General features: G+C 34.8%; 18 protein-coding genes and 1 riboswitch. Of the genes, 7 read left to right on the forward strand and 11 right to left on the reverse strand.

The window, feature by feature from the left end; translation table 11 throughout:
* The 6 genes from ACFSR1_RS23265 to ACFSR1_RS23290 form a co-directional block, all read right to left on the reverse strand.
* Positions 1–6184: beta strand repeat-containing protein (locus tag ACFSR1_RS23265; protein WP_378295436.1), on the reverse strand; the 6184-nt coding region annotated here is incomplete at its 3' end.
* A gap of 627 nt (positions 6185–6811) precedes the next feature.
* Positions 6812–7057, reverse strand: a complete 246-nt coding sequence (locus ACFSR1_RS23270) for a hypothetical protein (RefSeq protein ID WP_378295437.1) — start codon at positions 7055–7057, stop codon at positions 6812–6814.
* Positions 7058–7785: 728 nt separating this feature from the next.
* Positions 7786–8457: a response regulator gene (locus tag ACFSR1_RS23275; protein WP_378295438.1), complete on the reverse strand. Its 672-nt coding sequence runs from the start codon at positions 8455–8457 to the stop codon at positions 7786–7788.
* A 110-nt stretch (positions 8458–8567) separates the two neighbouring features.
* Positions 8568–10622, reverse strand: coding sequence for a tetratricopeptide repeat-containing sensor histidine kinase (locus ACFSR1_RS23280; RefSeq protein WP_378295439.1), 2055 nt, complete (start codon positions 10620–10622; stop codon positions 8568–8570).
* Between the two features lie 87 nt (positions 10623–10709).
* Complete coding sequence (locus ACFSR1_RS23285) at positions 10710–10862, reverse strand: hypothetical protein (protein ID WP_378295440.1); 153 nt, start codon at positions 10860–10862, stop codon at positions 10710–10712.
* A gap of 1517 nt (positions 10863–12379) precedes the next feature.
* Positions 12380–13117, reverse strand: a complete 738-nt coding sequence (locus ACFSR1_RS23290) for a LytR/AlgR family response regulator transcription factor (protein ID WP_378295441.1) — start codon at positions 13115–13117, stop codon at positions 12380–12382.
* A gap of 622 nt (positions 13118–13739) precedes the next feature.
* On the opposite strand from ACFSR1_RS23290, the gene ACFSR1_RS23295 reads away from it, so the two are divergent.
* The 3 genes from ACFSR1_RS23295 to purB all read left to right on the forward strand — a co-directional run bounded on the left by ACFSR1_RS23295 (position 13740) and on the right by purB (position 17158).
* Complete coding sequence (locus ACFSR1_RS23295) at positions 13740–14423, forward strand: SIR2 family NAD-dependent protein deacylase (RefSeq protein WP_378295442.1); 684 nt, start codon at positions 13740–13742, stop codon at positions 14421–14423.
* A gap of 521 nt (positions 14424–14944) precedes the next feature.
* Positions 14945–15499, forward strand: coding sequence for an adenylosuccinate lyase (locus tag ACFSR1_RS23300; protein WP_378295443.1), 555 nt, complete (start codon positions 14945–14947; stop codon positions 15497–15499).
* Positions 15500–15814: 315 nt separating this feature from the next.
* Complete coding sequence (gene purB / locus ACFSR1_RS23305) at positions 15815–17158, forward strand: adenylosuccinate lyase (RefSeq protein WP_378295444.1); 1344 nt, start codon at positions 15815–15817, stop codon at positions 17156–17158.
* A gap of 93 nt (positions 17159–17251) precedes the next feature.
* On the opposite strand, the gene ACFSR1_RS23310 is transcribed toward purB, so the two are convergent.
* The 4 genes from ACFSR1_RS23310 to ACFSR1_RS23325 form a co-directional block, all read right to left on the reverse strand.
* On the reverse strand, positions 17252–17800 hold the full coding sequence (locus ACFSR1_RS23310; RefSeq protein WP_378295445.1) for a DUF4252 domain-containing protein: 549 nt from the start codon (positions 17798–17800) through the stop codon (positions 17252–17254).
* Positions 17801–17922: 122 nt separating this feature from the next.
* Complete coding sequence (locus tag ACFSR1_RS23315; RefSeq protein WP_378295446.1) at positions 17923–18456, reverse strand: DUF4252 domain-containing protein; 534 nt, start codon at positions 18454–18456, stop codon at positions 17923–17925.
* A 50-nt stretch (positions 18457–18506) separates the two neighbouring features.
* Entirely contained in the window at positions 18507–19013 is a 507-nt protein-coding gene (locus tag ACFSR1_RS23320) for a hypothetical protein (RefSeq protein WP_378295447.1), read from the reverse strand.
* Positions 19000–19509 carry an RNA polymerase sigma factor gene (locus tag ACFSR1_RS23325; RefSeq protein ID WP_378176160.1) on the reverse strand — a complete coding sequence of 170 codons (510 nt, stop codon included), beginning with the start codon at positions 19507–19509 and terminating at the stop codon, positions 19000–19002. Before ACFSR1_RS23325 ends, ACFSR1_RS23320 begins: the two co-directional genes overlap by 14 nt.
* A gap of 138 nt (positions 19510–19647) precedes the next feature.
* On the opposite strand from ACFSR1_RS23325, the gene ACFSR1_RS23330 reads away from it, so the two are divergent.
* Positions 19648–21057: a S41 family peptidase gene (locus ACFSR1_RS23330; protein ID WP_378295448.1), complete on the forward strand. Its 1410-nt coding sequence runs from the start codon at positions 19648–19650 to the stop codon at positions 21055–21057.
* 79 nt (positions 21058–21136) lie between these two features.
* Here the strand turns inward: ACFSR1_RS23330 and ACFSR1_RS23335 are convergent, their stop codons facing one another.
* Entirely contained in the window at positions 21137–23068 is a 1932-nt protein-coding gene (locus ACFSR1_RS23335) for a TonB-dependent receptor plug domain-containing protein (protein ID WP_378295449.1), read from the reverse strand.
* Between the two features lie 77 nt (positions 23069–23145).
* A riboswitch (cobalamin riboswitch) is annotated at positions 23146–23428 on the reverse strand.
* Positions 23429–23554: 126 nt separating this feature from the next.
* Between ACFSR1_RS23335 and ACFSR1_RS23340 the strand changes: the two genes are divergently transcribed.
* The 3 genes from ACFSR1_RS23340 (at position 23555) to ACFSR1_RS23350 (ending at position 26733) form a co-directional block, all read left to right on the forward strand.
* Positions 23555–24703: an ABC transporter substrate-binding protein gene (locus ACFSR1_RS23340; protein ID WP_378295450.1), complete on the forward strand. Its 1149-nt coding sequence runs from the start codon at positions 23555–23557 to the stop codon at positions 24701–24703.
* Positions 24704–25735, forward strand: coding sequence for a FecCD family ABC transporter permease (locus ACFSR1_RS23345; protein ID WP_378295451.1), 1032 nt, complete (start codon positions 24704–24706; stop codon positions 25733–25735).
* Positions 25736–25923: 188 nt separating this feature from the next.
* Complete coding sequence (locus ACFSR1_RS23350) at positions 25924–26733, forward strand: ABC transporter ATP-binding protein (RefSeq protein WP_378176175.1); 810 nt, start codon at positions 25924–25926, stop codon at positions 26731–26733.
* The last annotated feature ends 53 nt before the right edge of the window (positions 26734–26786 follow it).

The following is a 26786-nucleotide window of genomic DNA, read 5'->3' on the forward strand; positions in this document are numbered from 1 at the left end:
GAATACCATCCGTACCAACGCCACCATCGGCAATACCATCGTCATCACTGTCTAATCCCGCATTGCCCGTCTCAATGATATCATAGATACCATCATTGTCACTGTCTAAATCGAAGTGATTCGGAATATTATCTCCATCTGCATCGAAAGCAGGTTCTACAGTTCCATCTAAATTGCCAATTCCTGCTCCTGTAGCAGGAGAATCATCATCATCTAAATACACAGGTACTCCATCTCCATCTGCATCTGTTAAAGGATCAATCCCACCTGATTCTACTGTATCCAAAATTCCATCATTATCATCATCCAAATCTACACTATCAAAAACCCCATCATTATCTGTATCTGCACAAGCACTAGAATCACTTGCATTCGTTACTGCCGATGTTGTTGCTTGACCGGCACCTGCTACCAATGGTATTCCGGTTGATGGATCAACACCTCCATTTAAACTATCATCACCATTTAAGTCTGTAAATTGAAAATTACCCGCCGCTTCTATAGCATCTGGACATCCATCATCATCACTATCGTTGTCCAAATAATCTTCTAATAAATCCGTATCACTATTCTGACCAGTTCCTGGAATACATGCTACTATAGAATGGAAACCTGCAGTTACTGTACCATTTGAGTTGTTACCTTTCCCTGAAGCTATAATTACTCTGGTTATAGGACCTTCTATAGTTGCCCTAAAGAAATTATCGGTAACACTTACTCCTCCCGTACTACTATTCCCTACGACTCTATTACCAGAAACATCCCAAACACCTGAAGTCAGGGCCGGTGAATAATCCGAAAAATTATCTGGTGTTACGGTAATTGGCGTTGCTCCATTAAAGGCAGTAATCTCCGCATAATCTGCATTATTTAATCCAGCAAATATGAAAGAAAATTGATCCAAGGCTACAGGAAAATCAAAAATATATTCCACATAATCTCCAGATGCTATCTGTCCCACATTTCTAGGTTGTACATAAATGTAATCATTTACTGTAGGAAAATCATCTCTTACCTGCACTCCATTGCTCCACTGAGGAGTACCAGAATCTGCCCCTCCATCAGTAAACACAGCTGTAAACTCATAGTTACCATTATCAAAAACTAACGGAAAACCTGGAGCAGTTGATAAATCAGTATTTAAGGTATATCCAGATGTATTTAACGAAGCAACCACAGAATCTCTACATTCAGGACCTCCTTCATCTACATCCAAAATACCGTCATTATCATCATCAAGATCCGTAAGGTCTGGAACACCATCTCCATCTACATCTCCACTGTCGTCTACCAAATCACAGGCATCCGCAATACCATCATTATCAGCATCTGGTCCTATAGTAATAACATCAGCATTGCCATCTTGTCCTATGCCTGCAATAGTAGGGATACCAGTACTAGGATCTTCTCCACCTATTAGCTCACCCGCTCCATTTACATCCGCTATGGTAAAACTACCGTCTGCTTCAATGGCATCAAAACAACCATCATCGTCACTATCTGTATCTAAATAATCATCATCACCATCACCATCAGAGTCTAAACCATCTCTAAGTACATAATCCGTCGTCGTAAAAGCATCAATGGCACACGGGTCAAATACCAATGAAAAGAAGTTTGTATTGGCAGCTGCAGTTACATTATTGGCGCTAGTAGAAAATTCAAAACTACTAATATTATAATAATTAAAATATACCGCTATATCCGTATCCAGATCTATTCCCGGGAAAGTTGTCAACGGACCAGTCAATGTTACATCGGTTCCATTATCATTTACGATTAATAAAGTAGTGTCTTCTACAATGTAAAGTCCGGGATTCTGTAATGTTATGCTTTCGTTTGCATTGGCTCCATCAATATCATAAAATATCCCTCCAAAACGATCTAACGGCACCACTGTATTGGTATTAGCCAAAACAAATTCTAATCTGAATGACATGGACGCCGTTTGCCCTGCCGGCACATCATATTCCCCTTGCCATCCTTGTGGATCACCAGTAGCATCGTTATCAATTGTAAAAGTTGTTATATTGCTATCCGCTGCCGTGATCTCTACGACAGCATCTAATCGTAACGCATCAATAGTCACGACATTATAAAATCGATACTGATCTCCTACGAAAGTGGCTGGTACATCCGTAATTTGTTCCACACCTCCAGTATTGACTACATCTCCATCTATTGTTGCAGTTGGAATGGGAAAAGTATTATCAAAATCAGCCGCTGCAAAGGAACAAGAAGCAGGGTCTGTAGGATCAAAGCCTAATGCTTCTTGAAGATCTACTATTCCATCATTGTCATCGTCAAGATCATTACCGTCTCCAATACCGTCACCATCATTATCGTCAAACACTGTATCACAAGCATCCGAGATTCCATCTCCATCGGCATCCGGGCCAACTTGTTGATAATCATCAACTGTATCGCTATCTCCATCTATGGGATTTGTATAGACTGCTGTAGTAACTACACCTGTAGCAGGATCAACCGTAGCCGGATCCGTACCATAGACTCCGGTATCACCGCCATCTGCATTAGGATCATTATAAGCTTCATTAGCATCGCTACAATTGTCACTATCACTATCCAAAGTCAAGTAATCCAAACTACCGTCTGCTCCTGTATCCGTTGGATTACTAATACCAGCTCCTCCATTCGCAAAAGAGGGTACTCCGTTGGTTGCTATATTATCAGTATTATTATCGTTATCGATATGTCTTCCTTCTTGTCCGGGTGTATTACTAGCGGTTCCTCCTGCTTCTACTACATCGTAGATACCATCATTGTCTGAATCTAAATCAAAATGATTAGGAACTCCATCCTGATCATTATCAAATACAGGATCTAACGTATCACAAATTCCGTTTGTATCCGCGTCTACACAGACTGGAGCAGTAGCTGTTCCATTATCATCAAAGTCTTGATAATTTGGTATTCCATCTCCATCCGCATCTGCGGAAGGATCTATTCCTAAACTATTTTCTGCAGTATCTAAAATACCGTCATTATCATCATCGAGATCAACTGCATCTCCTACATTATCCATGTCGGTATCAAGTGCACTGAAAACTACCGTTACAGAAGACATTGAAGTAGTACAATTTGTAATTGAATACTCAAAAATATACGTTCCATCAACTAATCCAGAACTGTCTAAAGTTCCTAACCCAGAATCAAAATTTGCTCCCGGATTATCACCGGCTCCATCCAGACTCCATAGTCCACCTACGTCTGGAGTGCTTAATAATTCATTGAGTAAAGTAATTACTCCTGAAGATCCATCTGCAAAAATAGTGTTATTAATACCTGTATTAGGCGCAGTTTGTACGGATACAGTTACCGAAGTAGTTGCATTAACAGTACAGGGTACTAATGCATTCACTGTGTAATCAAAAACGTATACTCCTCCTGTTGTTGGATCATACGTTCCTGAACCTGCGTTAAAATCACCACCTGGATTATCTGGTGATGTTCCTGAAACACTCCACGTTCCAATATCAGCGCCAGTTAATAATGCATTTAGATCTACGACGGTATCACCTGCACATGCATATTCATCAGTTCCTGTACCTGCATCCGGTTCGTCTGTAACGGTAACTACCATTACATCCTCTGTACTACAGCCTAAACCATTATCCATCACTATTCTATACCAAGTGGTAGTTCCCGGAGAAACGGTTGGCGTTGTACTTACATTTTCGAAAGGACCACTCCAAGGACCTGTAGAAGAAACAGTGCTAAAGCTCCATTCATATCCTCCTATACTTCTTACCCCAATACCTACAGCAGGGTTGATCGAAATACTTGTATCTGTCTGACTAATAGCAGAATCAAAAGGCACCTCATATATTGAAGCAGAAGCTGGATCGCAACTATTATCATTAATTGGAACACTAATGGATCCACTGGTATATGTACGAATATCTCCTGCGCCATCAGCGAAAGAAATTGTAGCACCTGTTAAAGAACCAAAATCTAAGTTTTCACAGTCATAAATCTGAACTTTCCATCCTCCTTGCCCTGCATCAAAACCACTTAGAGAAGACATATCAATTGCTTGTGGATTGGAACCTACAAAAGTTCCGCCTCCCAAAAATGTATAGGTGGTATAATATTGATTGAAAGTTCCTGCTAACGGACCATTATTAGGGCTGTTTGCAGGGTTATTAAGATTACAAAGGTCATAAATTTGAACACCTATCCCTGGGTCATTTGTTAATGTTAAATTAACTATATCATCACCTGAATTACACGGAAATCCCGGCTGATTAGATGCTAATTCAACAGTTTGTGTTTCGTCTGGTGAAACCAGATAAAATGCTAAATCTGAAATATAAGTATGTAAACCATCAAAAGTTACTGAGACTACAGTGCTCCCATCGATTATAAATGGTCTTTTTACAGGATCATAATAGGTGTATGTTGGGTTTAATACAGTTCCAGCCCCTAAAATTGTTGCAGAATCTCCATTACATATTGCCAAATCAATTCCTGCATCAGCATCCAGGCTCGAATTCCATACCCAAGCACGACCTTCAGTTTTAACACCTCCATCATCTCTAACTACTAAATATCCTCCATCAGAAAGACCGGTTTGCACTGGTGTTGAGTTTAATGCGAACACATCATATGAATTCGTAGCTGGATTAAAAATATACCAATCATAAGTTGCTCCGATCGCAGTTTCGCAACTCAATTCTCCGTTATTACCCGGTAGGTCAAAAATATAGATGGGATCATCCGTTCCCTGAGAGTCTAGCGGATCTGTATACTCCGTCATTATATAAGCACAAGAAGAAGGTGATGTAATTTCAAGTTCATTACCATCTAATACAATAAGCACTACCGAAGTAAATGCATTATTACAAGGAGCAGATCCTACCACATCATATCTAAAAGTATAAGAACCAATGGCCAAAGCCGGCACGTTTACCGTGCTTCCTGTTAACTCACCGGTTCCGTCAACATCAACCCAGGTACCTGCATCCTGACTTCCATCTAAAGCTATATTTAAATCAACGGGAGGATCCGTACTAAAAACAACCAACGGTCCTGCGACGGTTCCGGAATTAGACGCCTGTACCAAAGTGAAATTTAAAGTAGAAGTTATAGAAACACCCCCATACTCATCAAACACTACAATCTCAACTTGTCGAGTAGTAGCTAAATCAGGACTGGAAGATGTATTCTTATAATACAACTCGTCAATAATATCGTCAAAATCATCAAAATCATTTGGGCTCGGATCACCATTTACCACGGTAACAGATGTAGAACCATTACCTGTAATACTTATATCTGGTAAGGTTAACACCACAGAAAGTTCTTCTTCACCAATATCTTGCTCATTAATTAGATTAATTTCAACTCTTTGTATACCGTGTGGGGCATTAATCAATAGGTCTGATCCGTCCAAAACTTCTGTACCACTTGTACACGAGGTACCATTAAAATCGATTCCACCTGCACCGGTAGAATTATCATTATCTAATCTTACAAATGGTGCCGGTGCCAAACTCATAGTAAATGGTTCTCCAGAAGCTGCTTCTGCAGGATCCGTAACATAATATTCTATCGATAAAGTAGTAATCGCAATATTACTTTCTACCGTCCAATATGTTCCTGCTGTAGTAATCGATGCGTTAGAACCTATATGTATTTCTGATGTGTTATTATTAGCTATAAAATGTCCTGTTTGACCATTAGTCAAAGAACCGGAAAATTGAGCTCCGGCATCTGCACTGGATATTTTAATGTTTTCTGTCCTAATAAGCTCACTATGTTCTTGCGAACTCAAAATCACATGTACGGGCTCGCTAAATATATAGGTGTATGTATTTCCTGAAACACCAACCGTGGCTCTTGAGTTATCAAAACTACTTGTAAGTATTAATCCAGGAGGTACTGCGTTTACAGTTCCGCCTGCAGTGGTCGAAGGAGATCGATTAATATCCACCGTAACAAAGGTGGTGCCATCACCTATTGCAGAAAAGCTACTGGTCTGAAAGTTATTTTCAGGTACAGTCCCAGATAATAATCCCCAAGTATTAACTACCTGCGCTTTCATTTGATATGAAATCAGTGATATAAATATAAAAACGAGTAATGCTTTTACTTTACCGGAAAATGTTTTAGTAAAAATTCTCATAAGCAGTGGTATGGGTGTGTTATTTTCTTTGTTCATCTTTTTATAAAAGATTATATTTTATCTTTTTATCCGAAAACCAAACGCTATAAAAGAGTGAAATCAAATTAGTTACGCTTTCAGTAATCAGATATATTGGTGTATTTACAACTGAAAAAACAAATACAACAACTACTCGCCGCATTTTCATTATAGCAGTGGCATTTGTTTTAAATAATTGATTTGTCTTTTTCATGGCATTTTTTATTGGGACTTATTCTTGAGTAGAAGTATTCATTGATAGCGTTAGGATACCTACTATCTATACATAAAGACACATTACCATTATTGGTTAGTATTCTGAAATTATTATGGAATTGAGTGATGTAAGGTTTACAAAAGAATAAAGACGTATTCAACCTGGTTTCAGACCGTACGATCCTATCAAAAATACAGGTGTTATCCCCGTATTTCTTTAATGGTTTATCGTTATATTTGAAATTTAAAATAGTATAACAGATATACTTAACGAAAAAGAGTTCCGTTAAACTCTGTATGTAATTGGTAATTACAGAATAAAAATATACCATATAATGGTTGATTTAGTTATAAATTAATCGTTATCCAGACCCTGCTTTTGTTTGCTCGCCAAAGTGTTACAATTGCGGGGTTGTTTTTGTTTACTAGTTACATAAATGCGTATGTTTTTGTTTTTCTTATATTCATACCTCTATACATACCTGTGGTATTTTGTTCTACTCTATAATTGCTCTGAGAATCTGCTAAAAAAGGAATACTAACTTCAGTGTTTACAAAACCAGTGATTTTGGTAAACGCCTGACTCATTATCAACATTATGAAAATATAGGAGACTGGTAACAAGAAGTATCTTACCACAAATTGTCTTAAGTGAAAATATAAATTATTTCTCATAAGCAAACGCTTTAGGTCTTTTCAAATTCATTATACAAGATCATGGGGCACATGATAGTACACAAGTATGGCTTATTAAGTATAAAATAACGTATGGACTAGTAGAAAGATCTGCGGATCCTACATAAAATTAATATAGACTGGGTTGTGGGGTAAGAAAAATGATGTCTAAAGTAATTTTATTCTATAAGCTTGTTATTTTAAAATACACTATTTACGTTTAGTTTTTTTTAACAATATAAATTTATACATAAAACATTGATTTGCTGTAGTATATAAACTCAAAATAATTACGGCAAAACCGTAAATAAGAAATTACAGCTTATTTATCTTAAATAATTAAAATAAAATCAGAATTACTCTTATTTTAATAAATTTTCCCCAAATAAATACGTAATATTCCCCAATTTTTTATAGATATGATATTTTATTTATGGGGAAATAACTCCTTTTAATTATACTTTATTTGATAGAATGTAAAAAAACCACATTATCTAATTCATTAAAAATCAATTTTTCGACTACCCAATTACGTTAAAACAGTAAGCATAATTACGTATTTCAACCTAAAAAAAAACCTTTAATCGTATATGTATTTTCCGTTTTTTCCAAGTAAATGCAAATTTAAACCACACGTAATAAACTGATTTTCAAAATATAAATTCACAAAAAAAAAGATAGCAAACGCTATCCTTTTTTTGTAGTATAATTCTTTAATTTATTAACTCCTATACAAAACCTCTTTTACGAGCTTCTTCTAAGAGCTTTTGATCGTCTGCCTTTGCGATAGAAAACATCTCTTTAATCTGATTCTTACGCTTTTCGATGGCACTTAGTGATAAGCTTACGTAGTTTGGTAGGTTTTTGGTCTTTACACCTCTGGATAAATGATATAAAATCTTTAGGTTTTTTTCGTCTAGTGAGAAATTATTAGTCATCATTTTTCTAAAATGATTATTCACCGTAGCACTATAATACGGTGTACCACTTACGATATTATTAAATGCTAATAATAACTCGCTAGAAGTAAGGTCACTTTTTATCAAAAATCCAGATGGATTGATATTCTTTAATATATTATGAATTCTATGATCTTCTCTATGCATGGTAAGGATAATGATCTTAGCCTTAGGTAGCAGTTCCTTTGCATGCTTTGCCAAATCTTCTCCGGATGTAATACTTCCATCAGAAGAAGGTGGTAATTTAATATCTACAAAAAGCATATCATAAGGGGTGGTTTTAGAAGATTTAAGAATACTCTCATACGCATCATCGCAATTAGATGCGATATCAATCTTGATCTGATATTCTTTTTGGTTTTCTCCTAATAAGGTGTTCTTGTATCCTTCGATAATCATAGGATGATCATCAATCATAAGAACTTTTAGCTTTTTCTTCATCTTTAAAAATTTGTGTGTCTGTTTGTTATCCTATCGGCTCTATATAGTAGTAACTATAATTATCACCTATTTATTATATGGAAACCAAATCTGATAACTTTTTACATTAATTAAATTGGTATACCGACAGATACTTTTGTACCTGAATCCTGATTACTTATAAAATCTACTACACCATCCATCTGGGTAACTCTGGATGTAATATTTTTTAAACCAATTCCTCTTTTTACCTTACTGCTTTTGAATCCTATTCCATCATCTAAAATAGTAAGATTTATTTTATCATCCACATAATCGAAGCTTATTTTTACGCTTTTTGCTCTTGCGTGTTTAAATATGTTTTGTAACGACTCTTGTATAATCCTAAACAGATTTACTTTTTTCTGATCATCTATAGTCTCCCAATCAATGTTCTCATCATTAGAAAACTCAAACTCCATTTTGTGCACCGTACACAGATCACTTACCAAACTCTCTACCACATCTACATAAGCAATATCCGGCGACAAGGTTTCTGTACCCAAATCGTGAGATATTAACCGTATCTCTTTTTCTATAGATTTTAGCTCATCTATATACTTATTTCTGGCATCGGTAAAACCATCATTGGCGCGCTGGTTAATTCCATCCAAACTTAATCGCACCCCAAACAGTCTACCTAATACTCCATCGTGCAACTCCTCTGACATACGATGCTGCTCCAGCTTACGCCCTTCTTCTAGTTTGAGCTGCTGACTAAGCAGCAGTCGATAAATCTCTTGATTGGATTGTTGCTGTTTTTGCTCAAACAATAATTCTTTATTGCTTTGTTGCTGTTTAAAAATCACATATCCCAACAAAGACAATACGGATAACCCAAGAATCGCGAAGATTAAGAGTTGGTTTTCGCGGCTGATTGCTGCAATTTCCTGTACTTTTTCTTCAGTTTCGAATTTAATTCGAGCAAATTTATTTACATAAGATCGTTCCTCTTTAATAAGACTATCGTTTAATTTTATATATTTCTGTGCATATTTAAGACCTTCATCACTATTTGTTACTTTAGATAATAATTGATAAGCACTTAATAATTCAACATTATTATTAACTATTGGAGCGGCTTCTTTTACCTTAAGAGCATAAAATTTAGCCAAACTATCATTTCCTTGCGCCTGATAATACTCCCCAAAGTGTAAATTATTTGTTGAAAGACCTACAATGTCATTTACACTATCTCTAATCTTAAAAGCTTTTTGAAATAATAAAAACGCTTCATCGTTATGCCTATCCTGCAAAAACTTAGCATATCCCAAATTATCTAACAATAACGATAACCGTTTAGGGCGATTTTTTAAAAATTTAGAGTATGATAATGCCTTATTATAATACTCAATTGCTTTATCATACTTTTTAGCAGATTTATAAACTGTTCCTATATTATTATTACCTAATACAGCATAAAGAGTATCTTTTGGGGTGTTTTTAGTATATTCAATAGCTTTTGAATGATAAAAGACGGCATCTTCATAACGTTCTAATTCTTTCGCAACAATACCTAAATTACTATAAGATAAAGGCATATAAGAATTATCGCCTGTTAAATCAAATTTCTCAATAGCTTTTATGGTAAGATCCTCACTTTCGCTGTAATCTTTTACTTTTCTTGACAATTTTGCAAGATCGATTAATACTTTACCATGATCATAAGAATATGTTAATGGATCTCTAGTATTATAATTATCAAAGCTACTGTAGATCTTATCAGCGTCATTAAAACTTTTGAAAGCACTATCCAGCTTATCCATTTTTCGATAATAAATACCTAAAAAGCTATAGGATTTAGCAATCGCCAACGAATCAGAAATGGATTTTGATAAAATCAAAGTTTTCTCATTCAATTCTTTAAACTTTTTAAAATCTTTTAAAGTATAGTATTGACTTGATATAGAAAAAAAATTTTCGACTTTAAGTTTAATGTTATCTAATGTACTAGCAACTCCATAAGACTGCTTCAAAAAATCTTTTCGCTCTTGAACTGATAAAGATCGATCTGATGCATTTACCAAGTCAGAATTGATAACATTTTTTTTAAGATCATCATTCTCAATATCATTATCTTCTTTACAAGAAGAAAAAGATAAAACTAAGATAAAAGCAATTAAAACATTTTTCCTTAAAACGCACATTTGTTTTTTGAATTTAATCTAATTTATAAAAAAAGGAGGGTAACCAAAAATGTTACCCTCCTTTTTTTAAAATGTATTAATTATCGATTATCCAGCTGGAGTTACTTCTTCTTCTCCATCTTCTCCGGCAACAGTTTCAATTTCCTCAATTCCTACCTCATCATTAATATTGTCTGCTTCACAAGCGATGAACATTGAACTTACAAATAATACTGCGAATATAGTTTTTATAGCTTTCATAACGGTTTATCTTTTAATTATATCTTATTTTGGTAATAGTCAATTTTAATTATTTTTCCTTTTCAAGACTTTTTTTGTCTGGTTTGAATAAACTTTCATCTATTCAGTTTCAATTTGTAAGGATTTTGTTGGCCAACAATACTCCGATTTCTCTTTGTATATCCTTTTAGTAAATGTGTAATAGGTTGATAACCTTAATTGTACACTACAAATGTAGGGAGATTGCCCCCTCGCGCCTAATATATTAAGGTGTGTTTAGTGGATGGATACCTCCAGGAAGTACATGGATAGAGTATACGGGTAGATGACCATATTTTAAAAAACAGGAAAAACTGTAGGAAATAGATTACTAGTGTAGTTTCAGTAAATAAACCGTAAAAAAAACTTAAAAAAAAGTAAAAACTCAACAAAATGATTTAACCAACAATTTTCGGCCTACAAACACCCTATCCACTGTAATAGAACGGGTTATAGATATTCCCCAAAAAATAATAAGAAAATTCCCTCTTTATATTGTAGGTTTTTAGTTTCAAATATATTAGAAAAAATCCCCAAGCTTTATATCCCCTATATAATAGTATAGATCATTTTTAAAGAAGGGAAATTTTAAACTAAATATCCATCCAAGACATGAACGGACAAAATAATTCGATCAATAGTGGATTCCGGCTTACACTTCGACAGACAAGTCTATAGCTTATACCAGAAGTGGACACTCGAACTGATATGATTCTCTTCCATATTCTTTACTATAAGTTGTTTTAAGATCAAAAATCACATCCGTTAAATCTCCATCAAAGGGCGATTTTCTAGCGTATGGCAAAACGTTTGAAAAGCCTCCTTACTGGGGAGATTTAGAGAGCTTTCTACTTGAAAAATTGTACAAAAATCCCCTCACCCTAGCCCTCTCCCACTAGGAGAGGGAACAAATAGTTAGATTGGAGAATAATTCATTATTGAAAAAAATATGGTCATCGCCGATATCTAGGAATCCCCTCTTTGAAGAGGGATCGAGCGAGACGTTTAAAAACTTATTTGGAAACACCCTTCCTAGTCTTCCCTCAAGAGAAGGAACGCCCATACTTTTTATATTTTTTTACAAAAAAAACCTCCTCGGTGTGGCGAGGAGGTTTCGGACTTGCGTTGTATTATACAAATGATATTGTGTGAAATCAATACAAATAACAAGGTGCCTTTCTACACATTTACTAGATATTTACAAACAGCATCCTAATTATTTATCATTTTAATCGCAAGAAACCTGTCTACATAGATTACTAAACCAAACATAACTTTACATTAGATCCCAGCCTGTGCTTGAACAATACTTCGACTCTTGTCTGCCTGTAGCAAAAGCTCGGTGTGACACGCTGAGATATAGTTCAACCAGCTATTTTGAATACATTTCGTTTTTCAAAACAAAGGCTCTGCTGTAATTGGATCCCGGCATACACCGGGATGTAGTTCGGCTAATTACTTTACAGAATCGCTACGCGATTTGGCAAAGCAAAGTCTCACTACACATACAAGAAACTATTCTTTGCCAGTGTGTCTTTGATCTCTTCTACATTGGTTTTATACGATTTGGAGAATGGGATCATATCTGTAGTATTCTTAATAGCGCATTTTGCTTTTCCAAAATGTATCCTAGATACATACTTGGTATTGATAATATAACTATTATGAATCCTTACAAAATGATCCGGTAATAAGTTCTGAAAATGCTTCAGAGTTTTAAAAGCCTCTACTTTATTACCGTTACTCATTATAAAATCTGTGGTATTGTTATCTGCTTTCAAATACAATACTTCATCAATATTTACGAAACGATAATCTCCGTAGGATTTAAAGCACAAGGTATTATCCATCACCTCATCAAAGTCTTTCTCGAACCTATGTAGGGTTTTGGTCAAGTCACTTTTAGTCAATGGTTTAAGGATATAATCCAAAACACTATTACGTATACCTTCTATAGCATAGTTTGCAGTTTTTGTAATAATTACAAACTCTGGTAGGTTCGTCATGTATTTGGTAAGTTCTGATAATAAACTATACTGGGTTTTAGAGGATTGAACTCCGGGAACTTCTGGCTCTAAGAAAACCAATCTGGGTTTTCTCTCCAAAATTAAGTCCAAGGCTTCTTGCTCATTTTTAGCAATTCCAGTACAGATATAATCATTGTGATCTTCTAATGCGATCTGAATTGTGCGTGCAGAATTCTGATCATTATCAATAATGATATAAGGGTATTTCATGAGGTAAACAATTAAAGGTTAGCGTTGGTTATTAAATACTATTAGTATTCTTAAAAAAATTGTACACATTTACTGAATACAAGTTAGGATTTTTAGTAATACCTATGTTACGGTAAAACCACAATATTAGTACGGAATCGCACTGCCCGCAAGGGCTAGAAGTATTTCTTTGATCGGGGTAAAACTGCATGTTATCGGTTTATGGGGTTAAGATTCTCTAAACGTAAAAAGATAATGCTTAGTATATTTTTTGATGAAAGTGGCCAAAAATTTGGTAGAACCATCAAAAATCAGAATAATACGGTCAAAGTTCTCTATATACAAATAAGTATTCCCGTTATTTTATCCTAAAACCGGTCTATCAATAAACTACCTCGATGCAAGCGTACGAGGTATTCAATGGAAAATAGCTTTTAACGTTCCGAAGCAAGTCTACCTGGCATCCGTTAGACAGGCTTCTAGCTATTAGATCTACCCGACTCGGCAGACTGTCCTGAGATCCCGCTGAAAAAGCGGGATTAGTTCAACTATCTCTTTTGAATACATTGCTATGCAACTTTTCAAAACAGAGTTTCACTAATTAAAATATTTTAAATAGTTTTAGAAAAATAAATATGAAAACATGAAAAAAGTAGTGGTACTTACAGGGGCAGGTATCAGCGCCGAAAGTGGAATAAACACCTTTAGAGATGCTAATGGATTATGGGAAGGACACGACATAATGGAAGTTGCTTCTCCGATTGGATGGAATAACAATCCCGCATTGGTACTGGATTTTTATAATAAACGACGAAGCCAATTACACTCGGTTACTCCTAATCTGGCACACCAAGCGCTTGTAGAATTAGAAAAAACACACCAGGTAACCATTGTTACTCAAAACGTGGATGACCTTCATGAACGTGCCGGCAGCAGTCAGGTAGTACATTTGCACGGAGAATTACTAAAAGTAAGAAGTCAATTTGATGAAGATTTAATATTAGATTGGAAAACAGATCTTAACATCGGAGATTTCTGTGAACATAACTCTCAATTACGTCCTCATATTGTATGGTTTGGAGAAGAAGTTCCTATGCTGGATCAAGCTATACAGATTACAGAACAGGCGGACATCCTTATGATTATTGGTACATCCATGCAGGTATATCCTGCTGCAAGTCTGTTACAATTTGCTCCACACGCTACTCCTATATATTTTATAGATCCGAAACCGGCGATAGCGCCAAAAGAAAATTTAACTATTCTGGCAGAAAGAGCTACAGTAGGTGTTCCGAAGGTGGTGAAGGAGTTGATTAATGGGTTTTAGTTGGTAGTTGGGAGTTGGGAGTTAATGGTTGATACTGAATATTGAATATTGAATATTGAATATTGAATATTGAATATTGAATATTGAATATTCAATATTGAATATTGAATATTGAATATTGAATACTGAATACTGAATACTGAATACTGAATAATGAATAATGAATAATGAATACTGAATAATGAATAATGAATACTGAATAATGAATAATGAATAATGAATACTAAATACTGAATACTGAATACTAAATACTGAATACTGAATACTGAATACTGAATACTGAATACTGAATACTGAATACTGAATACTGAATACTGAATACTGAATACTGAATACTGAATACTGAATACTGAATACTGAATACTGAATACTGAATACTAAATACTGAATACTAAATACTGAATACTAAATACTGAATACTGAATACTGAATACTGAATACTGAATACTGAATACTGAATACTGAATACTGAATACTGAATACTGAATACTGAATACTGAAATGATAAAACCTGAGATAGAATGATGAATCTTGAGGATGAAATTAGAAGCACTGATCATTCCAGAGAAAAGCGAAATTATTTCGCCAATCTGATTTTACAAAATCCTGAGTTACTCCCTCAATTATTAGATGTTTGTAATAAAGTGGACGATGAAATATCTTGTAGAGCCTCTTGGGGATTAGAGTTTTTGAGTAAAAAGAACATAACAGCTATATTGCCTTATTTGGATTCTTTTATATGTCTGCTTCCAAACGTATATCAGGATCCAGCAGTAAGACCGGTAGCAAAAATATGTGAGTATTTGATGCTGGATTACTATAAAAATAAAAATCCTGAAGTACGAAAACACCTCACCATAATACATCGAGAAAAAATAACTGAAGCATGTTTTGATTGGCTGATCTCTGACCAAAAGGTTGCTCCAAAGGCATATTCTATGACCAGTTTATATCTGTTAGGTACAGAATTCGATTGGGTGCATCCCGAACTTAAAATCATACTAGAAAATAACTACCACGATAGCAGTGCTGCTTACAAAGCAAGATCCCGAATGATTTTGAAGAAGCTGGGATAGTTGATAGTTGGTAGTTGATGGTTGGTGGTTGATGGTTGATGGTTGATGGTTGATGGTTGATGGTTGATGGTTTATGGTTGATGGTTGATGGTTGATGGTTGATGGTTGATGGTTGATGGTTGATGGTTGATGGTTGATGGTTTATGGTTTATGGTTTATGGTTTATGGAAATTATGAAATCTGAAAAACTCAATAATCCAAAGTTCTAGTGATCTAATAATCTAATGATCCAGCAATCCGTCAAAAAATCACTCTTCGTACTTCGTTATTCGTGATTAAATAAATTATCTTTGCAGCTTTCAAAAAAACAACGTTATGTCATTATCTCCTTTGCAAGCGATTTCACCTATTGATGGTCGTTATGCTTCTAAAACACAATCACTAAGTGCTTATTTTAGCGAAGAAGCCTTGATAAAGTATCGTGTACTGGTAGAAATAGAATATTTTATTGCTTTATGCGAAATTCCGTTACCACAATTAAAGGATATTGACACTACTATTTTTGAAAAACTAAGAGAAATTTACACGCAATTCTCTACAGAAGATGCACAGGCCATCAAGGATATCGAAAAAGTAACCAACCACGATGTAAAAGCGGTAGAATATTTTATAAAGGAGAAGTTTGATAATCTTGGGCTACAAGAGTATAAAGAGTTTATTCATTTTGGATTAACCTCTCAGGATATCAATAATACAGCTATTCCTTTAAGTATTAAAGAAGCTATTGGTGATGTATATATTCCACACTATTTCGAGCTAAAAGACAAACTAAAATCATTGGTAGAAGAGTGGTCTGAAGTTTCTATGTTAGCACGAACTCACGGACAACCAGCCTCTCCTACCCGATTAGGAAAAGAATTTCAGGTATATGTTACCAGATTAGAAGCACAGTTTGATTTATTAAATGATATCCCAAGTGCTGCCAAATTTGGTGGAGCCACCGGAAACTACAATGCGCACAAAGTTGCATATCCTAATATTGACTGGAAAGATTTTGGAACTCGTTTTGTACAAGAGAAATTGGGACTGCACCATTCCTTTCCAACTACACAAATAGAGCATTATGACCATATGGCGGCTTTATTTGATGGGCTGAAACGTATCAATACCATTATTCTGGATCTTGATCGTGATGTATGGACGTATGTTTCGATGGATTATTTTAAACAGAAAATCAAAAAAGGAGAAGTTGGATCCTCTGCGATGCCACATAAAGTAAATCCTATAGATTTTGAAAATAGCGAAGGTAATATTGGGATTGCTAACGCTTTGTTCGAACATCTATCGGCAAAATTACCGGTAAGTAGACTACAGCGTGACTTAACCGATAGTACGGTCTTGAGAAATGTAGGTGTGCCTTTTGGACATACCATCATTGCTTTTCAAGCGACCCTAAAAGGATTGAATAAATTATTATTAAACGAAGAAAAATTCGCTCAGGATCTGGAGAATAACTGGGCAGTTGTGGCAGAGGCAATTCAGACGATTCTAAGAAGAGAAGGATATCCTAATCCTTATGAAGCACTAAAAGGATTAACCAGAACAAATGCCAAGATCAATCAAAATTCTATCGCTGATTTCATTGAAACACTAGAAGTTTCAGACAGTATCAAATCTGAGTTGAAAGCGATTACACCTTCTAATTATACGGGGATATAGTTGTTGATGGTTGCTGATTGATGGAAAATAACTTAAAATAAAAAGCTTCGACTGATATAGTCGAAGCTTTTTTATTCTGTGTAACATCGCAATTTAGTCGATTTTCACTTCTCCTAAAATATCCTTAATTGCTCCCATATCTACATTTCCTTTATCGATTGCATCCATGAGCTTTGCTATGTTTTCCGGTTTCATATCATCACCTAATACTCGTACCAAAGCCAAGCCGCGTTCTTTATTAGAAGCAAATACAATCATTTCATCGATATTATCCTCATCTCCCTGAAACTTTAAAACAGCTTTTGTTCCGTTAGAACCAAATCGCATTAGAGTTTCGTATTTATTAGCATTTAGTATCGTATTGATTTTTTCTTTTTCTTCTTCATACCTTGCTTTGTTTTCATCCTTAAGAGGCATTGCTAAAAAATTTACTTTTTTGATACTTTCCAGTGCTTCTCTTTCTTCTTCAGAAAGTTGTACTTCTCTGGTTCTGGCATCCAACAAGCTTGTTGCCAGATCTACAGCTATAAAATCTGCATCTCCCTGATGATCTACAAAATAACGCTGCAGTGAGACTCCATTATTACAGCTCATTAGCAACATCACACAAGCTATCGTAACTATTTTTATAATATTTTTCATTTTGAATTGGTTTTGATCCGCCTAAGGCGGACAAGGTTGATTGATTGATGATATTATAGTAAGCTTCTTTAGACCTTTACATCTAAAGAAGCTTGGGTGTAACTTAAACTAAATATGAAAGCTTAATTTTTCTTTTTCACCTTTTTAAGTTCCTGTCCTCCGGGAACATTCAGGTGATCTGCAATTTTAGATACTTGTCTTAAATCGATATCACCGGTAATAGTGAGCACTACAGTGTTTGGACCTCCGTCATTTTCCATTCCTTCCATAAACATAAACAGTTCTGTAACGAAATTGTCATTTTTACCTGGCTTAGAATAGAACTTTACATTCTTTCCATCACTCTTTACTCGCATCAGTTCATCTAATGAAGTGCTGCTCAAGTATTTTTGCACATCAGCTTTCATTTTTTGACCTATTTCAGCGTTTTCTGTAGCGAATACTTTAATATTTTTGATATTCTCTACAAGATTCATATACTCTTTAACTTCTGGATCATTGCTTTCTAGATCCATTTTACTTAACAGCTTAAACATTTTACTGGTTACCACTACCGATGACACATCATTCATGTCTTCGTATTTATCAAAATTGCTCTGTGCAACAGATATGTATGGCACTAATGCTACTAATAGTATGATTGCAAACTTTTTCATAATTTATTCATTTTTAAAGGTTCCCATTTTTAGGGAAATAGTATTCGTATTTATTTTATCAACTTGTTTTTGGTGTCTTGGAATTCATTTAGATATACCAAATCCTTTTTGGCAGTTTCAAACTCATTCAGGTACACCAGGTCCTTTTTTCCCTCGTTCATTAATTTAGCCACCAAATCAAGGGCTTCTTTGGTTTTTTGCAAGGCTATTTCGGGGTCTTCGATAGTACCAGGATTACCTTCCATTACTAAGAGTGGTCCTTTATCAGGGTCTGCTCCCGGTAATAAATTTGTCATAAACAGCCCCACAATCAAAGCTATTGATGCAGCTACACCTATCCAGGTATACCAAGGCACTCTATTAGTACTTAACTGAACCTCTGAAGTAGCGGTTACTTGGCTTTCATTAGAAAAAAACTGAAATAAATCTTTGTATCTCTCCAAATGTGACGGCACGCTTTCTCCGGTAAAATAAACCTTTAATTCTTTTTCTTCAGAAAGGGTCGTTTCTCCTTCAAAATACTTTTCCAGTAATTTTTCTATGTTAGACAACTCCATAATTGTGTTTTTTTAATAATTCTTGTCGTATTGTTTTTCTTCCTCTTGATAATGCTACTCGTACCGCTGTTTCATTCATCTCCAACATTTCGGCTATTTCAGCGTTATCATATTGTTCTATATCTCTCAGCTGTATAATCATTCTTTGCTGTTCTGGTAATCCATCCATAATCTTACCAACCCACTCCAGACTATCCTTTGCTTCCACTTCACGCTGCAGTGAAGGTCTTTCATCCTTATAATTACTATGTACGATTTTTAAATTTCCAGCTTCTTTCGCTTTCAACTTATCATAACAATAATTCTTTGTCATTGTCATCGCAAAAGCTTCTACATTTTTATACTCAGCCATTTTGGTTTTATTCTTCCACAGCTTCAATAATATCTCTTGTGTAGCATCTTCTGCCTCTTCATTACTCACCAACAGTCGTTTAGCCAACCTATACAGCTTGTCTTTAAAACCATTAGTAAGCGTTATAAATGCTCTTTCCTTCATATTTGTTGGTTGGTTGTTACAAAACTAACTTGTTAGCTTTATATAAGGGAGACGACTATACCTATAATTTGTTACACAAGTTTTTTTAAATTATAATAAAGTCCCTATTTTTAGGGTTATATAAAACAAAAAAAGTCTATGAAGTTTTTAAAATATTTTACCGTGCTTCTTTTCTTCGGAAGTATGCTCACCGGTTGTTTTAATGATAATGATGATGTAATTCGGCCATCTTCTGAGCTTGAGATCAAAGATTTTATCCGAAGAGGAATGAATGTATGGTATCTCTATAAAGAGGATAGTCCTGATTTAGCTAATGACCGTTTTTCTTCGGATCAGGAATACACGGATTTTTTAAATTCATTTGACTCCCCTGAATCACTTTTTGATCATTTTGTAGCAAGTCAGGATGAATTTAGCTGGATTGTAAGCGATTATATTGCTTTGGAACAGGCATTTGATGGTATCTCTTTGAGTAATGGAATGAAATTTGGATTGGTGCGCTATCCAAATGATCCAACTCAGGTTTTTGGATATGTTCGTTATGTACTGCCAGGAACAGATGCAGAGGCAAAAGGAATAAAACGTGGAGACATATTTAATACCGTAAATGGAACTCAGCTTACAGAGAACAATACAAGTGAATTATTGTCTCCTGATTCTTATACGATTGGTTTGGCTACTTTTGATGGGAATGATATTACTCCTACCGGAGCTTCTGTCGAACTCACTAAAATGCAGTATACAGAAAATCCTGTTTTTGTTACCAAAACACTAGACGTAGGCGGAAATCCTGTTGGGTATATTATGTATAACGCATTTAGATCAAATTTTGAAAATGATCTCAATAATGCTTTTGGTCAGTTTAAATCTGATGGTGTTACAGATATCATATTAGATTTGCGATACAACGGTGGTGGAGATACTGAGACAACAAAGGATCTTGCCAGTATGATAACCGGACAATTTAATGGTGAAATTTTTACAACAGAAGAATGGAATTCTGATCGACAAGAACAGTTTGGAGACACAAACCGTTTTGACAATCAGATTAGAAGCGGTGCGGCAATTAATAGTTTAAATCTCAATAGAGTATATATTATAACTACCGGCAGATCCGCTTCTGCAAGTGAATTAATTATTAATGGATTAGATCCATATATAACGGTTACACAAGTTGGTGATGTTACCACAGGAAAATTTCAGGCATCTATCACCGTGTACGATTCTGATAATTTTTTCAGATCAGGAACAAATCTAAATTTAGGTCACACCTATGCTATGCAGCCATTAGTACTAAAAACCATTAATTCTGTTGGGTTTACTGATTACTTTAATGGATTTACTCCTGAAATAAGTTTAAGAGAAGATTACAGCAATCTGGGAGTACTAGGAGATCCTAGTGAGCCATTACTCAATGCCGCTATCAATGACATCTTAGGAAATCGATCTACTTCACAAAAAAACTTTTTAGCTCTTGATGAAATTGGAGGTGACAATATGTTTAATCCGGATTATGAAAGAATGTACAAGAACCTTGAAGAGAAGTAACTAAAGATTTATTTATAAAACAAAAAGGTCCCAAAATCGATTGATTTTGGGACCTTTTTGTTACTATTTTACTTCTTGTTTAAAATTTTAAATTAAACCCTATCCTTGCATTTCTACCTCTGGTACTAAATCCAAATATTTCCTGATACTCTTCATTTGTAATATTATTTATAGCTGCAAAAATGGTCATATTGCTTAAGAGTTGGTGACTTATGTAAAAGTCTAAAACACCGTAGCTATTTAAAGGAACCGGTGTTGGAGCAAATGTTGTAGGATCAAAACTCGTATCTGTTCGTTCTCCGTTAAATTGATAGCTTAAAGATGTAAAGGTTTTACCAGATAATTGATACCCGATATTCGCCTGAATGGTATGCTCCGGAATTCTAATATTATTTTCTAATCTCGATATATTTGTATACGTATAATTACCACTCAAAGACAACTTATCCTCTAATATTTTTGCATTAAACTCCAATTCCACACCATCAACCTTAATATCCGTTGGAGAATTGAAATTCACAAAAGTGTTTGGATCAAACGTAATAAAGTTTTCTGATTTTCTATTGAAATACACTACGCTTATAGTAGCTTTTTTTTCGTGGGATAGTTCTACACCACCTTCTATAGTAGTACTTTCTTCTGGCTCTAAATCTGGGTTACCACTAAAAAAAGCAGTATCATATAATTGAAATAATGACGGGGTAATATACGCTGTGCTATAAGAAGCTAATGCTTTCAAATAATTATCTCCAAAAGTATAAGTAAACGATGGGTTAATGTTATACACGAAGTGATTACCATATGCGCTATGGATATTTAATCTTGCTCCCGCATTAACATTCAAACCAAATTTAGATACATAGACCAAATTTATATACGGATCGATAATATCGAAATCTGCTTCATTATCATTAATCGTTTGTTCTAAATCATCACTACCAAAAGGAATACTAAACAAATTAAAATCACTATAAGATCCATTGGCACCAATAACGGTGTACAAAGTGTTCTTGATGTTATATTTATTATAAGCATCAAATGTATACACTTTACTCTCATATCTGGATGGAAAACCAGATATAAACTCTCTTTCTAACAAAGAATAACTATCTATAAAAGTAAAGCTCCCATTAGGGTATTTTGCTTCCCAAAATGATCCTCCTCTTAATTGACGGCTTTTAAATTGATTATCGGCATCAAATCCCGCTCCTCCGTCAAAATCAGTTTTAAATTGATCGAGGTTTCCAAAAAAATGGAATTTAAAATTCTTGTTCCATTGATACCCTAATTTGGCAGATACATTAAATTTATTATACGCATCGCTTTCTGCTCCTTCTGCCTCTGCTGCAGATAATCCATCTGTAAATTGATTACTAAAACTTGCCAGATAACTTACCTTATTAACAGTACCATTGATCGACGCCAAATTAACAAACTCATTGATATCATAATCCTGATCTTCCTGAGATTGGTTTGTACCAATACTAGAAGAAAATTGTGCTGATATAATATCTTTACTTTCAGATTTGGTAGTAATATTAATTACCGCAGTAGCTGCTCCCGAACCATATAGCGTACTGGAAGCTCCTTTAAGAATCTCTATAGATTCTATTTGATTCACCGAAAGTAATCTAAGATCAAAATCACCTGCAGATGATGATGGATCGCTTACCGTTACCCCATCAATTCTAATCACCACCTGACGATTACGACCTCCACGTACATAGACACCTAATGGTTCTCCGGCTGCATTGTTACTACCATTGATAAATACTCCGGCAACTCTGTTTAAAACAGTGGCCACAGATTGTCCTTGACTACGTTCTAATTCTTCCGAAGTAATTTTAGTAATTACCTTACCACTTTGTTCTCTTTTTAATTTGAATTTAGAATCAGAAAGCACCACTTCTTCTAATTGGTTTACTTTTTCATCTTTTGTCGAATCTTGCGCTGAAACAACCTGAGCTCCTAACATCAATAGTGCAGCCCCAAAAAACACTTTTTTGTTCATTTCCTAAATGACTTAATTTTACAATTACCGGAAAAAAGTATGTAGTTTACCCATACCTAAACTTCTATCCCGAAAGTTTACTATCACGAATCTAGGCAGGTCTCCTGGCTTGCGTCTTGTTGTTTACCTTCCCACCCCGATCCTATCGAGACAGTGGTTTTAAAGAATTAACAACAAGCACCTACTACGTTACTGATAATAATCTATCAGTTCCAATTCGGCTCAGCTTACAGTTGCGGGAACAGCTCAGGATTTATTAATTCTAAATTCCGAATTATGAATTCATAATTTATGCACCTGATTCCCTTTTAATCCTAAACACTATGAAAGTGTTTTGGAACCAAAATTCTGCGCGAATGTATTATATTTTATAGAATTTAAGTTATGTTTTAGGAAATAATAATTCGGGTAGTTATTAGTTATGAATATCTAAGTAAGAAAAGAATGTCTAAACAATTGATTTATTACTTTTACAAAAAAAATAATATGCGTAGCATTATTATCCTCTACCTACTGTTTTCTTTAGGATTTATTTCTTGTAAAAAAAATAAACAAGTAACAGAAACTATTAAAACACCTATACTAGTAGATCAAAAAATTGAGTTTGCCACTGGATTTTCAATTCAAAATCATAAAGGCTATAAGAAAATAAATGTAAATGCTCCTTGGCCTGATGCAAAAAACATTTTTACTTATATTTTATATCCCAAAGGTTCTAAAAGACCAAACCTGACAACAAATGCGAATACTCGGTTTATACAAATACCTATAGACAAAACAGTACTTACTTCTACAACCGAAATCCCTATATTAGAGTATTTACAACTTGAGAAAAAGCTAGTAGGTTTTCCGAATACAGACTATATTTCTTCAGAAAAAACCAGATCTTTAGTAGATAATGGGTTGGTTAAAGATTTAGGGAGCGAGCGCTCTATGAACACCGAATTGGTCTTAGAACTTTCTCCAGAATTAATTTTTGGGTTTTCGGCTACAGGAGACACCAGGGCTTATGATTTAATCGAAAAAACGGGTATCCCTGTTGTAATGAATGGATCCTGGATGGAACAGCATCCTCTGGGCAGAGCAGAATGGATTAAATTTGTAGCTGCATTCTTTAATAAAGAGCAAGAAGCTTCTACAATTTTTGAAAAAATAAAAGAAGATTATACAAAAGCTGCTTTATTAGCAAAGAGCGCATCTCAAAGACCCACGGTATTAGCAGGTGGAATGTTTAAGGATATTTGGCATGTTCCCGGAGGAGAAAGTTTTGTTGCAAGAATCTTAAAGGATGCTAATACAGAATATCTCTGGGCGGACACAAAAAAAACAGGTAGTATTGCTTTAAGTTTCGAAACTGTATTAGAAAAAGCTCAAAATGCTAAATTATGGATCGGTTCTGGTTCCTCTAAATCTTTAGAAGAATTAAAGGAAAAGAACAACCGATATACATTTTTTGAGGCGTTTAAAAATAAAACCGTATATTCTTCAACATTAAAAACTGGTGCAAAAGGTGGATTGGTATACTACGAATTAGGTCCTATGCGTCCGGATTTGATTCTTAAAGATATCATCCAAATAGCACACCCTGAACTATTAAGAGATTACAAACCTTATTTTTTCGAAAAACTGAACTAGTTGACCCCAAACAAATCATATAAAAGTGTATTCATTGTCATTATCATAGTATTATTACTATGCTTTGTCACGAACATCAGTCTTGGCTCTGTACTTATTCCGTGGTTTGACACCATAAAAAGTCTCGTTGGTGCCAATGTTGAAAAAGAATCCTGGAGACATATTATCATAGATTATCGACTACCTAAGGCCATCACAGCAATTATTGTAGGAAGTGGTTTAGGAGTATCCGGGTTACTGATGCAAACTTTATTCAGAAACCCGTTGGCAGGACCTTTTGTTTTAGGAATTAGTTCTGGTGCAAGTCTTGGTGTAGCTATATTAATTTTAGGAAGCGCTTTGATTGGTGGTTCTACAGCATTGTTATTAGTATCCAATTGGGGACTTGTGATTGCTGCCAGCATCGGGAGTGTTTTAGTGCTTTTTATGGTCATGTTGGTATCGATCAGAGTACGAGATACCATGGCAATTCTGATTATTGGATTAATGTTTGGTAGTATTACTGCCGCCATCGTAAGCGTACTGTCCTACTTTGCTCCTGCAGAACAATTGCAACGCTATATTTTTTGGGGATTTGGTAGTCTGGGAAATTTATCCTGGATAGATGTATGCATTTTTTCTGTCATCGCTTTAGTAGGAATGATACTAGCTGTATTTGCTATAAAACCTTTAAACACCTTATTGCTTGGAGAAAATTATGCTCGTAGCTTAGGATTAAATATCAAAAAAAGTCGTTTTTTGATCATCATCGCTACGGGATTATTAGCAGGAAGTATTACTGCTTTTGCAGGGCCTATTGCATTTATCGGATTAGCAGTACCACATTTAACTAGACAATTATTTCATACATCAGATCATAAAACATTAATTCCGGCGGTTATATTATTTGGGAGTATTATTATGTTAGTTTGTGATACCATTTCGCAATTACCCGGGACAGAGTATACATTGCCTATCAATGCCATTACATCATTGATTGGGGCTCCGGTTGTAATCTGGTTATTGGTCAGGAAACGAAAAATGTTGTTTTAATTCAGTACTGAGTAGTTAGTATTAAGTATTAATTAATATGAAATAGGTATGAAATATTAAGTGTGATGTTGAAGTCTTATGATGAAAGTGAACAGGAAAGCAGAAAGCAACTATAAGGAAATAAAAAATAGGAGTTTCCAATATTTGAAACTTAATACTTTGTACTCATTACTCAATACTAAGTTATTATGGAAATAGAGTCATTAGAAACTGAAAATCAAAATATCGTCCTTAGAACAGAAGATCTATCGATCGGTTACCGCCATAAAAATAAATTGGAGGTGGTAGCGGCTGATATCAATCTAAAATTATACGAAGGCGAACTTGTTGGATTAGTCGGCGCTAATGGTATTGGTAAATCTACCTTGCTTCGCACTTTATCCAAAGTACAACCGGCTCTTCGCGGAGATATCTTTTTATCCGATAAAGAAATTAAAACCTATAAAACTTCTGAATTAGCTTCTCAGTTAAGCATTGTACTTACCGAACAAATTGCCTCTAAGAACTTAACAGTACAAGAACTGGTAGCTCTAGGAAGACAACCGTACACCAATTGGGTCGGTAAACTATTGGAAGAAGATATTGAAAAAGTACGAAAAGCTATAGAAGTTACCCATATTTCAGAATTGGTAGACAGGAGATGTTTCGAATTAAGTGACGGCCAGTTACAAAAAGTGCTTATCGCTCGTGCAATTGCTCAGGATACTCCTTTTATTATGTTAGATGAACCTACGACACATCTAGATGTATATCATAAAGCATATATTCTAAAGCTATTAAAACGTTTAGCTTTCGAAACTCAAAAAACAATTCTATTCTCTACACACGAGATTGACTTTGCAATACAGTTATGTGATAAAATGATTGTAATGAACACAGAAGGCTTTGAATTTGGTCGTCCTAAAGAATTAATTCAATGTCGTGCTTTTTCATCACTCTTTCCCGAAGACCTTATTTTATTTGATCCTAAAACCGGAAGTTATAAAGTAAGACATTGATTATCTACAAAAGCATTATCAAAAGCTTTGTAAACTTCAACCTTAGATTTGTA

The sequence above is a fragment of the Aquimarina rubra genome, assembly GCF_042684305.1.
Taxonomy (GTDB): domain Bacteria; phylum Bacteroidota; class Bacteroidia; order Flavobacteriales; family Flavobacteriaceae; genus Aquimarina; species Aquimarina rubra.